This window comes from Methylobacterium sp. WL120, from assembly GCF_008039465.1.
GTDB lineage: Bacteria > Pseudomonadota > Alphaproteobacteria > Rhizobiales > Beijerinckiaceae > Methylobacterium > Methylobacterium cerastii.
This window is the reverse complement of the sequence record NZ_VRUT01000163.1, coordinates 1-10,348: the sequence shown is the minus strand read 5'-3', so window position 1 is coordinate 10,348 and position 10,348 is coordinate 1. Positions and strand designations below refer to the sequence as shown.

Genomic DNA, 10,348 nt, shown 5'->3' with positions numbered 1-10,348 from the left:
GGTGTGGCGGCCGCGCGTCCTAGCGTCGGGGCATCACGCCTGACACGATCCACACCGACATCGCGATCCGAATCCGCAGCGAGTCCCGGTCAGTTCAGCCGCCAGATCGCGGCGTTGAGCAGGCTCGCGAAGGCGACCCAGGCGGCGTAGGGCACCAGCAGCCACGCCGCGAGCCGGTCGACGCGCCAGCTCAGCTTGATCGTCCACAGCACCATCACGAGGAGGGCTAGCACCACCACGAGACCGGCTCCGAGGGCGTGACGCGTGAAGAACACCGGCGTCCAGGCGGCGTTGAGCGCGAGCTGCACGCCGAACGCCACGAGCGCCAGCCGCCAGCCCCCTTGCGCCGGCCCGGTGGCCGGTCGTGCGCCCAGCAGGCGCCAGAGCGAGACCACCATCATCACGTCGAGAATCGTCCAGGCGATCGGGAAGGCGGCGTTCGGCGGGTTGAAGGACGGCTTGACGAGGCCCGCATACCATCCCCCGATCTCGGACCCGGTCGCCAGCCCGCCGATCAGCGAGGTCGCCCCCACCGGCAGGATCGCGGCGGGCAGCCGCAGCCACCAGGGCAGGGCCGGCCGCGTCGGGACCTGCATCGGGGTGGCTTGGATGGGCGGCATACGGGGACCTCGTTGCGGATTCGGATCGCGATGTCGGTGTGGATCGTGTCAGGCGTGATGCCCCGACGCTAGGACGCGCGGCCGCCACACCCAGAACGCGCGGTCGCGGGAGATGGCAACTCCGATCGGCCCGACCCCTCGCCGTCATCCCGGGGCTGCGCAGCAAAGCCCGGGATTCAGTGCCGCCGATGGCTTCAGCTGAAGCACGACCTGCGGTTCTGGATTCCGGGCACGCCCTCGGCGACCCGGAATGACGGTGACAACCTCGCATAAGGCTTCGCGTCGAAACATCTGCCGTATCCCGGGACGTGGAGGCGCGCGGACACGCCAGCGATGACGCTGGCGGCGCGATGCGCTATCGGACGCCGCCATGACCCTGCCCGTCGACACCCAGCCCGAACCGGACGCTCCGCAGCCCCCCACCTGGTCGAAGCGCACGCTCGCCGCGCAGGCGATGGGGCACGTCGACCCGGTGACCCGCGCGGTGGTGGCGCCGCTGCACGTGTCGACCACCTTCATCCGCGACCCCGACAACGGCTATTCCTCCGGCTTCTCCTACGCGCGGCCCGACAACGCGACCGTGCGCGAGGCGGAGGCCGTGCTGGCGATGCTGGAGGAGGCGCCGGCCGCGATGCTGTTCGGCTCCGGCATGGCGGCGGCGACCGCGGTGTTCGGCGCGCTGGAGCCCGGCGACCACGTGGTCGCGCCGGCGGTGATGTACTGGGCGCTGAAGCGCTGGCTGCGTGAGGAGGCGCCGCGGCGGCGGCTCGACCTCGACTTCGTCGCCATGGACGACCTCGACGCCCTGCGGCGGGCGATGCGGCCGGGGCGGACGAAGCTCGTCTGGATCGAGACCCCCGGCAACCCGCTCTGGACGGTGACCGACATCGCCGCCGCGGCCGAGATCGCGCATGCGGCGGGTGCGCGGCTCGCGGTCGACTCCACCGTCGCCTCGCCGTTCCACACCCGGCCGCTGCGCCTCGGCGCCGACCTCGTCATGCATTCCGGCACCAAGATCCTGAACGGCCATTCCGACGTCGTCGCCGGCGTCCTCGCCACCGTTGCGCAAGACGCCGCCTGGACCCGGATCGGTTCGATCCGCGCCGGCGGCGGCGCGATCCTCGGGCCGTTCGAGGCCTACCTCCTGATGCGGAGCCTGCGCACTTTTCCCTTGCGTGCCGCCGCGCAATCCGCCGGCGCCCTCGACCTCGCTGCCCGCTTCGCCCAGCACCCGCACGTCGAGCGGGTGCTGTATCCGGGCCTGCCCGACGACCCGGGCCACGCGGTCGCCGCGCGGCAGATGGAGCAGGGGTTCGGGGCGATGCTGTCGATCCGGGTCGCCGGGGGCGAGGCGGCGGCGATCGCCACCGCCGCGCAGGTGCGCCTGTGGAAGCGGGCGACCTCGCTCGGCGGCGTCGAAAGCCTGATCGAGCACCGCGCCTCCGTCGAGGGGCCGGGCACCCCGTGCCCGCCCGACCTGCTGCGACTCTCCACCGGTCTCGAGGACCCGGACGACCTGTTCGCCGACCTCGCCGCGGCGCTGCGGGCCGCGCATCCGGGAGCGTGAGCGGCTCCCTGTGGAATCATTTCTGGTCCGGCGGGACCCCCGGGCCGGCTGCGCGTTGTGCCTGACACCTTCGGGGCGCGTTCCACGCCGAGAGATCAAGAGCGGACCATGACGACACGCATCCTTGCCGGCGCCGCGCTCACCGGGGCCCTGGCGCTCGCCCTCCTCGCCGCCCCGGCGGCCTCGACCCGGGCGCTCGCCGACACGGTGCCGAGCCTCGACATCACGAAGACCTGCCAGTCGGCGAGCCGCGCCAACAGCGGCGTCAGCGACCAGGCCAACGTCGACGGCTGCCTGCGCTCCGAGCGGGACGCGAAGAAGGAGGCCGAGCGCCGCTGGGGCGACTACACGCCCTCGGCCAAGCGCCAGTGCGAGGACCAGTACAAGGCCGGCGGCTACCCGTCCTACGTCGAGATGGTGACCTGCCTCGAGCTCGCCAGCGGCACCGTGCCGACCCAGCCGAATTCCGGTGGCACCGCCACAGGCGGCCCCGGCGCGCCGGGCGCCAAGGCGGCCCCGCAGGAATCGGGCAGCCGCAACCTCACCCGCGAGCCGGCCGCGAACCAGCGCACCAACCCGATAGAGGTGCTGGACAAGAAGTAGGGGCCCGGATGTCAGCCACTTCGAAACTCGAAAGTCCTCTGCTCGAAGGCCGCACGGCGGTGGTGTTCGACGCCTACGGCACGCTGTTCGACGTGCACTCGGCGGTGCAGCGCCACGCCGACGCGGTCGGGCCGGACGCCGCGCGTTTGTCTGAGCTGTGGCGGACCAAGCAGGTCGAGTACAGCTGGAACCTGTCGCTGATCGGGCGCTACGTCCCGTTCTGGCAGCTCACCGAGCGGGCGCTGGATTTCGCCCTGGCCAGCCACGCGAGCGTCGACCCTGCCCTACGCGACACGTTGCTCGACGCCTACCGCGACCTCGACGCCTACGCCGAAGTGCCGGGCGTGCTGGAGCGGCTGCGGGAGCGCGGTCTCACCACCGCGCTCCTCTCCAACGGCGACGCGGCCATGCTCGGCCGCTCGGTCGATGCCGCCGGCATCCGGCCGCACCTCGACACGGTGCTCTCGGTCGACGCAGCCCAGGTGTTCAAGACGCACCCGCGCGCCTACGCCGTCGTCGGCGAGGCGCTCGGCGTGAGCCCGGAGGCGGTGCTGTTCTGCTCTTCGAACCGCTGGGACGTGGCCGGCGCCACCGCCTTCGGCTTCGCCTGCGCCTGGATCAACCGCGGCGCCAAGCCCGACGAGTACGCCGACCTGGCGCCGGTGGCGGTGCTGACGGATCTCGAAGGGTTGTTCTGAAGGGGGGGTCGGCGCCTCAGGCACCTCTACGAACCGCTCATTTCACCACGATCCAATCCTCCACCACCAGGGCGTCAAGGCCGGTGGTGTAGAACATCAGGATCGCGTCTTCCGCCGTGTGAAGGATCGGCTTGCCCATCACGTTGAAGCTGGTGTTGAGCAGGATCGGGACGTTCGTGATCTCGGCAAAGGCCGCGATCAGCGCGGCGTAGGCCGGGTTGCGCTCCGGCGTCACGCTCTGGAGCCGGCCGGTGCCGTCGGCGTGCACCACCGCCGGGACCTGGTCGCGCTTGGATTCGCGCCACACCAGGGTGCGCTCCATGTACGGGCTGTCGGCGTAGGCCTCGAACCAGTCGGAGCCGGCCTCGGCCAGGATCGAGGGCGCGAAGGGGCGGAAGGCCTCGCGGTACTTCACCTTGGCGTTGAGTGCGTCCTTGGCGCCCTCCGGCCGCGGGTCGGCGAGAATCGAGCGGTTGCCGAGCGAGCGCGGGCCGAACTCGGCCCGGCCCTGGACCCAGCCGACGAGGCCGCCGGCCGCCAGGATCTTCGCCGCCTCCCGCGTCGCCGCCGCGTGGCCGACGCGTCGCGCGCGTGGCTCCCACTCCGCCAGCCGCTCCATCGGTGCGGTCGAGACTTGCGAGCCGAGATAGGGGGTGAGTGGTCGGGCCTCCGGCGCCGGCCCGGTCCAGTCCGGGTTGTCGGCGGCGTAGGCGAGCCAGGCCGCGCCGATCGCGTTGCCGTCGTCGCCCGGCGCGGACGGGACGTGAAGCCGGCAAAATTCCGAACGTTCGAGCACCCGGCCGTTGTAGGACGAGTTGAGGCCGCAGCCGCCCGCGATCACCAGGTTCTCGTGCGGGCTCAGGACCCAGGCCTCGGCGACGAGGATGTCCATCAACTCCGAAAACACGTCCTGGCCGCTCTTGGCGAGATCGGCCCAGCCGGCCTCGCCGAGGTCGGCCGGGCGGCGGCTCAGGATCGTTGCGACGACATCGCGCACGGTGGCGTCGTCGGAGAACTTCAGGCGGCCGTTCTCGGCCGAGAACAGGCGGCGGAGCTGCGCGACGAGGCCCGGATCGGTGCGGCCGTAGGGCGCGAGCCCCATGATCTTCCATTCCTCGCCCTTGAGCTGGTCGAAGCCGGCCAGGTCCGTGACGAGCCCGTAGAGGAAGCCGACCGAGCCGCGCCCGCGGTGGCGCCGCACCTCGGCGATGCGGCCCGCCTCCATCCGGTAGAGCGCCGCCGCCCCGGTCTCGCCCATGCCGTCGACGATCACCGCCGTCGCGTCCGAGAACGGGCTGCCCCACAGGGCGTAGGCCGCGTGGGTAAGGTGGTGGGTGAAGCGGTCCTGCCGCACGATCCGCGCCCGCGGGTCGCCGCCGCGGCCCCGCGTCTCCTGGTCGAGCGCCAGCAGGGTGCCGTAGCCGGCACGCGCCTGGGCGATCGCCATCTCGGCGACGAAGATGCGCTCGGCGCGCTCGGGCACGAACGAGCGGTTGAGCGTCGGCGGGTGCCGGCTCAAGGCGTCGAGGGTGAAGGCGCCGCCGCGGCCCTGCCCCTCCAGGAACTCGGTGAATTGCTGCCCCCAGGTCGAGGCGACGACGAGCTCGGAGCCCTGCGGCACGAATTCGGCGAGCAGCCCGACCATGCGGGTGGCCGGGTCGGGCTCGCAGTTCGGGGCGCGCTTGTATTGCAGGAACCGCTCGGAGCCTTCGGCGAAGAGGACGGTGCCGTCGGGCCCGATCAGCGCGAGCGCAGGGTCGTGGAAGGTGGTGGCGAGGCCGAGATAATACCGCATCGCCGACCGGGTTAACGCCGCGGCGCCCACCCGGCAACCGTCGCTCAGGCGCGGGGCGCCCGCTCCAGGCGGCGGGCGAGGCGGGTTGCGCCGTAGACCTCGCCGAGGCGCCGGCGGGCGGCGTGGATCGGGGGGGCGGTCCGCTCGGCGTGGGCGGCGGCGATCACCCGCAGGGTCGCGGCGACGGAGCGCTCCAGGCGCTGCTCGTCCTGCGCCGTCACGGCGCGAGCCTTCACGGTTTCGATCATCGGGATGCCCCTTCTGGTCCTGCCTTCGTCCGGGCGGCGACCGTCGGCGACAGCATCCGGGGCTGGCTGGGCCGCAAGATGGCAGCTTGGCCGTGGCACAGGCGAAGCCGATACCGGGTCGGCTCGAAGGCAGGTCCGAGCGTCGCGGGTCCCGCCGCGCCTGAGGACGCGGCGACCATCGAGGGGGCTAGGGCGTCGGGGGCGCCGACTGCGCACGCACGACCGCGCGGGCGACCTCGAGTACCGTCCGGCGGCCGGCGTCGCCCTCGATTGCGTCCCACAGGGTCAGCAGCTCCCGGGCCTCGGCGACCGGGCGGCCGTCGTCCTTGCCGTTCGCCAGGTCGTCGACGGTACACCGCAGGGCCGTCGCGATGCGCTTCAGCGTCTGAGCGGTGCGCTCGGACGGTGAGGTGTCGGTCTTGCAGGGATCTCGATGCGGCATCGGCGTCACGGCGAGAGGCGGGAAGGGGCGGAACGCGGGCGGACGGCGGCGATCACGGCGCGGCGGCGCGCCCGCGTCTCGGCCCTCGTCCCGTTCTCCAGAGGATCGGGCCTACCGGCTTCGACGCGGACGTCGCGAAGCCCGCGGCACGCGTCGGCGGAAGGTGTCGTGGAGATGTCGAAGACGCGCATGACGGACGCCGAAGACTATCGTTTCGACGAAGGCGTGCCGATACTGGAAAAGCGTTCGGTTCCGATAAAAAGCATTCGATCGGAAGCATAGGCCGGATCCAGAGCTACGAAACGCCGCAGCCGTCATCAGATGTGTTGTTTGTCCGATTTTAAACTAGAAGTGTCAAATGTGCGCGATTTTTACACTTTTATTGCGCATTTTTCATATCGGCCGTGGAGCTCGGATCGCCGGTCTCGCCGGAGGCTCGTCCTGGGATTCAAGTCCGCCGGTCGGCGTCGCGCCGGGTCTCGGAGGCGCGCGGCCGTACAACCGCCGGTATCGCTGCCCGAAATCGCTCATGTGGACGAAGCCTCAGCGCACGGCGATCTCGGCGATCGAATGCATCGCGTTGTTGTCTGAGAGCAGATCTTGGTGGACCCTGCGCAGGCGGCTGTCGATGATGTACTGGACCGGCGTCTGCCCGACGGCCTGCCGGAACTTGTCCTGCAGCGAGCGGACGCTTAGGCCGGCCGCGGCGGCGATGTCGGCCAGCGTCAGCGGGGCGGACAGGTGCGCCTCGATGTAGTCGAGGGCCGCGCGGACCGTCCGGGCCGGCGCGTACCGCGTCGCGTGCGGCACCGGCGTGTCGCGTTTCGGCCAGGCCGAGAGCAGCTGGTAGCTGAAGATCTCGCGGATCAGGGGAATGATCAGGTCGCCGTGTGGGTGCACGCCGGGGCTTTGCGCGTAGATCTGCCGTAGGGTGCAGAACAGGGCCTGCATGCCGGGGGCCGTCAGTTTGGCGACCGGGGCCGAGCGGCTGCAATCCGTCGCGGCTGCCGCCCGTGAGAGCTTCGTTGGCCGCCGCCAAGGCTTCGACGGAGTTCATCGCGCTGAGGGCGCTGAAGCCGGCGGAGGCGCGGACCTCATGCAGGTCCTCGAATCCGACCAGCGTGGCGTGCGTCGGGGTGCCGAGGGCTTCGCCGGAGCGATCGCGATAGGTGATGCAGCCGTTCGTGACGAAGCGGATCGTCACCAGTTCGGCGTTGAACTTCGGTTTGGTGATGAAGCCGCTCGACGAAGTCGTCTCCCATAGGGAAAAGCTCTCGCTCTGGCTGCCGACGATCGTGATGTCGGGCATCACCGAGCGCATGATGTCGAAGTTGACCGCGATGCCGCCGCGATCGTTGAAGACCTGAAGCTGCCGCAGGGAGCCGAGGCGCGCGACGAAACGCTCCTGCGCACGCCACGCCGACGGGTCGCGCTGGGCCAGGCGCGTCATCGCGCAGGGCGTCCGGTCGACGGGCATGCGGCTCCGGCGACACCGGACGGCACGGCGGGCCCGATGCGGCGACGGGCGAACGATCGGAACGATGCGGCGTCGGACATCGCGGGCGGACCATCGGTTGCGGCGTCGGCGCCGGTCGGCCGGCACCGCGGATCATCGTTTAAGGGCAATCCGACGAAATTCCTAGGCGACGCCGATCGCCGAGACCTGCCGGCTACCAGGCGAGCCGTTCGATCACCGCGTCGGGCCGCACCGGCTGGCGCGAGAGCCAACCGGCGACGTCGCCGAGGCTGTGGTGGGCGGCCGTGACCCCGAGTTCCTCGGCATGGATCCCGCGGGCGACGAGCAGGCTGGCGATGCCGAAGCCATGCGCGCCGGCGATGTCGGTGCGGATCGCGTCGCCCACCGCCAGGACGCGGGCGGGGTCGGGCGCGGCGCCGTCGTCGAGGCCGGCGGCCATCGCCAAAGCCGCCTCGTAGACTGGCCGGTGCGGCTTGCCGGCATAGGTCACCGCCCCGCCGATCTCGGCATAGGCCTCGGCCAGCAGGCCGGCGCAGGGGATGAGCGAGCCGTCGCGCTCGACCACGAGGTCGGGGTTGGCGCAGATCATCGGCACGTCGCGGGCCTTCAGGGCGGCGAGCGTCGCGCGGTAATCCTCGGCCGTCTCGGTGGCGTCGTCGAACAGGCCGGTGTTGACCACGAGGTCGCAGGCTTCGGCCGGCACCAGCGTCAGGTCGAGCCCTTCGAAGATCGGGCCGTCGCGCTCGGGCCCGAGATGGTGGACCCGCGCGCCGGGCCGCTCGGCCAGCAGCGCCCGGGTCAGGTCGCCCGAGGTGAGGATCGCGTCGTAGGCGCCCCGCGGCACGCCGTAGCCGTCGAGGATGCGCTGCACGCCGGCCCAGGGGCGGGGTGCGTTGGAGACGAGCACGACCCGGCGCGGGCGCGGCCCGAGGCGCTCGCGAAAGGCGATCAGCGCCGCGCCGGCGGCCGTGTGGGCGCGGGTGCCGTCGTGCAGCACGCCCCAGACGTCGCACAGGATCAGGTCGTAGGAATCCGCGATGCCGGACAGGCCGGACAGCGTCGGGATCGGATCGGGCATCGGCGGTCTCGGACGGATTTTTGGGGGCGGTGGTCGGCCGGGTTAGGCGCCGTGGCCCGGGTTGGCAATCGCGGGCGCTTTGCGCGATCGGCGGTCCCGGCGTAGCCTCACGGGATGAACGTGACGGTGCCCATCCCCGACGACCTCGCCCGCCGCCTCGCGGCCGACGGCGGCGACCTCGGGCGCCGTGCGCTCGAGGCCTTCGCGGTCGAGGAGTTCCGCGCCGGCCGGCTGACCCAAGCCGAGCTCCGTGCCCTGCTCGGGTTCGGCACCCGCGCGGCGCTCGACGCCTTCCTCAAGGCCCGCGACGTGTTCGTCGCCTACGACGTGCCCGACCTCGACGCCGACCGCCGCGACCTCGACCGCCTCGGCCTTTAGATCCGTTGCGCGCCGTCGCAGATACCGGGCCGCTCCATTACCTCGTCCTGATCCGTCGGATCTCGGTGCTGCCGATCCTGCTGACCGGGGTCTCGATCCTCGAGACGGTGCGTCGGGAGTTGAGCCATCCCGAAGCGCCGGCCCTGGTGCGCGGCTGGATGTCGGCGCCTCCGCCCCGGCTCGCGATCGAGCCCGATCCGACCGGGTCGGACCCGTCGCTCGGGAGGCTGGATGCCGGCGAGCGCGAGGCGCTGCGCTTGGCCTCCGCTCTCTCGGCGGACCTGATCCTGATGGACGATCGCGCCGGCGTCGGTGCGGCGCGGGCCAGGGGGTTCGCCGTCACCGGCACGCTCGGGATCATCGATCTGGCTGCGCGGCGCAGGCTTCTCGACGTGCGCGACGCCGTCGACCGGCTGCGGGCGACGAACTTCCGCTGCAGACCCCCGCTCTTCGATGCCTTGATCGCCCGGCACCCCGAGCCCTGACGCTCAGCTCGCCCGGCGCAGGAACGCCCGGAACGGGCGGCGCTCGGGGGCCGGCTCGGGCGGGTCGTCCGGGGCAGGCGGCGCGGAGGGGACCGGCGGGGCCTGCGCGGCGAGCACGTCGGCGCGCACCGGGCGCGGCGGCGCGAAGACCGGCCCCTGCCCGAACGGCACGTCGAGGTCGATCAGGTCGGGCACGTCGGATTCCGTGCCGACCTCCGTCGCGACCAGACGGATGCCGGCCCGCGCGAGCGCGGTGACCAGGTCCTCGACCGCGATGTCGGACAGGCTGCGCCGGGCGGGGCCGGGGCGCAGCAGCAGCTCGGCCGGCACCTTGACCTGGCCGACGCCGTGGCCGGCCAGCGCCGCCGCGTCGAAGCGCAGGTCGGTCGGCCGGTCGAGTGTGAAGCCGACCCGGCCCTTCAGCGCGGCGACGGCCCCGGCCTGCTCGGCGTCGAGGTTGCGCCAGCTCGCTTGCGGCAGGGCGACGACGAGGCGGCCGGCCAAGGCCGGCTCCGCCGCGACCAGCCGCGCGATCCCGCGCAGGAACCCGGGCTCGTAGAGCGACAGCGGCGACAGGCCGTAGGCCACCGCCGCCTCGCTGCCACGGCCGACGAGGTGGCGGGCGATGGTCGAGACCCGCTGCAGCATGCGCCGGTCGAGCTCGGTCGAGCGACCGTGCCGCTCCAGCGCCGGCAGGAAGGCCTCGGGCGTCAGCACCACGCCGGCGAGCCTCAGACGCGCCAGGGCCTCGTAGGACGCGACCTTGCGCTGCGGCAGGGTCACCACCGGCTGGAGGTGGACCTCGAGCCCGTCGCCGTCGAAGGCCGCGATCACCGCCTCGTCCTCGTTGGGGGCGTCGGCGGCGGCCTCGGCGTCGTCGGGGTGGCGGGGGGCGGGGGGGGGGGGGGGGGGGGGGGGGGGGGGGGGGCGGGGGGGGGGGGGGGGGGGGGGGGGGGG

Annotated in this window: 13 protein-coding genes; 6 read left to right on the top strand and 7 right to left on the bottom strand. The window is 72.4% G+C overall.

The genetic code is table 11. From position 1 onward, the window contains the following. Positions 1 to 89: 89 nt before the first annotated feature. The gene (locus FV229_RS22365; RefSeq protein ID WP_147754073.1) at positions 90 to 620 is read right to left on the bottom strand and encodes a TspO/MBR family protein; all 531 of its coding nucleotides are present in this window, start codon (positions 618 to 620) and stop codon (positions 90 to 92) included. A 370-nt stretch (positions 621 to 990) separates the two neighbouring features. Here FV229_RS22365 and FV229_RS22360 point away from each other — a divergent pair, with 370 nt between their 5' ends. The 3 genes from FV229_RS22360 to FV229_RS22350 all read left to right on the top strand — a co-directional run bounded on the left by FV229_RS22360 (position 991) and on the right by FV229_RS22350 (position 3,488). Further along, the gene (locus FV229_RS22360; protein WP_147754072.1) at positions 991 to 2,187 is read left to right on the top strand and encodes a PLP-dependent aspartate aminotransferase family protein; all 1,197 of its coding nucleotides are present in this window, start codon (positions 991 to 993) and stop codon (positions 2,185 to 2,187) included. Between the two features lie 108 nt (positions 2,188 to 2,295). Then, positions 2,296 to 2,790: a hypothetical protein gene (locus FV229_RS22355; RefSeq protein ID WP_147754071.1), complete on the top strand. Its 495-nt coding sequence runs from the start codon at positions 2,296 to 2,298 to the stop codon at positions 2,788 to 2,790. 8 nt (positions 2,791 to 2,798) lie between these two features. Then, positions 2,799 to 3,488, top strand: coding sequence for a haloacid dehalogenase type II (locus FV229_RS22350; protein WP_147754070.1), 690 nt, complete (start codon positions 2,799 to 2,801; stop codon positions 3,486 to 3,488). A gap of 37 nt (positions 3,489 to 3,525) precedes the next feature. On the opposite strand, the gene FV229_RS22345 is transcribed toward FV229_RS22350, so the two are convergent. The 4 genes from FV229_RS22345 to FV229_RS22330 all read right to left on the bottom strand — a co-directional run bounded on the left by FV229_RS22345 (position 3,526) and on the right by FV229_RS22330 (position 6,924). Then, entirely contained in the window at positions 3,526 to 5,283 is a 1,758-nt protein-coding gene (locus FV229_RS22345; protein ID WP_147754069.1) for a carbamoyltransferase C-terminal domain-containing protein, read from the bottom strand. Between the two features lie 44 nt (positions 5,284 to 5,327). Beyond that, complete coding sequence (locus FV229_RS22340; protein ID WP_147754068.1) at positions 5,328 to 5,531, bottom strand: hypothetical protein; 204 nt, start codon at positions 5,529 to 5,531, stop codon at positions 5,328 to 5,330. 187 nt (positions 5,532 to 5,718) lie between these two features. Continuing rightward, the gene (locus tag FV229_RS22335; RefSeq protein WP_147754067.1) at positions 5,719 to 5,973 is read right to left on the bottom strand and encodes a hypothetical protein; all 255 of its coding nucleotides are present in this window, start codon (positions 5,971 to 5,973) and stop codon (positions 5,719 to 5,721) included. Positions 5,974 to 6,516: 543 nt separating this feature from the next. Next, positions 6,517 to 6,924 carry an AraC family transcriptional regulator gene (locus FV229_RS22330; RefSeq protein WP_147754066.1) on the bottom strand — a complete coding sequence of 136 codons (408 nt, stop codon included), beginning with the start codon at positions 6,922 to 6,924 and terminating at the stop codon, positions 6,517 to 6,519. Between the two features lie 221 nt (positions 6,925 to 7,145). Here FV229_RS22330 and FV229_RS22325 point away from each other — a divergent pair, with 221 nt between their 5' ends. Beyond that, a complete protein-coding gene (locus tag FV229_RS22325; RefSeq protein ID WP_147754065.1) occupies positions 7,146 to 7,340 on the top strand; it encodes a hypothetical protein in 195 nt (64 codons plus the stop codon). A gap of 303 nt (positions 7,341 to 7,643) precedes the next feature. On the opposite strand, the gene FV229_RS22320 is transcribed toward FV229_RS22325, so the two are convergent. Further along, a complete protein-coding gene (locus tag FV229_RS22320) occupies positions 7,644 to 8,528 on the bottom strand; it encodes a TIGR01459 family HAD-type hydrolase (protein ID WP_147754064.1) in 885 nt (294 codons plus the stop codon). Positions 8,529 to 8,642: 114 nt separating this feature from the next. Here FV229_RS22320 and FV229_RS22315 point away from each other — a divergent pair, with 114 nt between their 5' ends. Continuing rightward, positions 8,643 to 8,906 carry a UPF0175 family protein gene (locus FV229_RS22315; RefSeq protein WP_147754063.1) on the top strand — a complete coding sequence of 88 codons (264 nt, stop codon included), beginning with the start codon at positions 8,643 to 8,645 and terminating at the stop codon, positions 8,904 to 8,906. A 5-nt stretch (positions 8,907 to 8,911) separates the two neighbouring features. Further along, on the top strand, positions 8,912 to 9,391 hold the full coding sequence (locus FV229_RS22310) for a DUF3368 domain-containing protein (protein ID WP_147754062.1): 480 nt from the start codon (positions 8,912 to 8,914) through the stop codon (positions 9,389 to 9,391). Positions 9,392 to 9,394: 3 nt separating this feature from the next. Here FV229_RS22310 and FV229_RS22305 read toward each other — a convergent pair. Further along, positions 9,395 to 10,348 (bottom strand): EAL domain-containing protein (locus FV229_RS22305; protein WP_147754061.1); only part of this gene is annotated, 954 nt, incomplete at its 5' end.

Excerpts from the sequence above, each read along its gene's own strand:
- FV229_RS22350 (WP_147754070.1), top strand. The coding sequence starts at position 2,799 with ATGTCAGCCACTTCGAAACTCGAAAGTCCTCTGCTCGAAGGCCGCACG.
- FV229_RS22315 (WP_147754063.1), top strand. The coding sequence starts at position 8,643 with ATGAACGTGACGGTGCCCATCCCCGACGACCTCGCCCGCCGCCTCGCG.
- FV229_RS22320 (WP_147754064.1), bottom strand. The coding sequence starts at position 8,528 with ATGCCCGATCCGATCCCGACGCTGTCCGGCCTGTCCGGCATCGCGGAT.
- FV229_RS22340 (WP_147754068.1), bottom strand. The coding sequence starts at position 5,531 with ATGATCGAAACCGTGAAGGCTCGCGCCGTGACGGCGCAGGACGAGCAG.
- FV229_RS22345 (WP_147754069.1), bottom strand. The coding sequence starts at position 5,283 with ATGCGGTATTATCTCGGCCTCGCCACCACCTTCCACGACCCTGCGCTC.
- FV229_RS22365 (WP_147754073.1), bottom strand. The coding sequence starts at position 620 with ATGCCGCCCATCCAAGCCACCCCGATGCAGGTCCCGACGCGGCCGGCC.
- FV229_RS22330 (WP_147754066.1), bottom strand. The coding sequence starts at position 6,924 with ATGCAGGCCCTGTTCTGCACCCTACGGCAGATCTACGCGCAAAGCCCC.
- FV229_RS22360 (WP_147754072.1), top strand. The coding sequence starts at position 991 with ATGACCCTGCCCGTCGACACCCAGCCCGAACCGGACGCTCCGCAGCCC.
- FV229_RS22325 (WP_147754065.1), top strand. The coding sequence starts at position 7,146 with ATGCAGCCGTTCGTGACGAAGCGGATCGTCACCAGTTCGGCGTTGAAC.
- FV229_RS22355 (WP_147754071.1), top strand. The coding sequence starts at position 2,296 with ATGACGACACGCATCCTTGCCGGCGCCGCGCTCACCGGGGCCCTGGCG.
- FV229_RS22335 (WP_147754067.1), bottom strand. The coding sequence starts at position 5,973 with ATGCCGCATCGAGATCCCTGCAAGACCGACACCTCACCGTCCGAGCGC.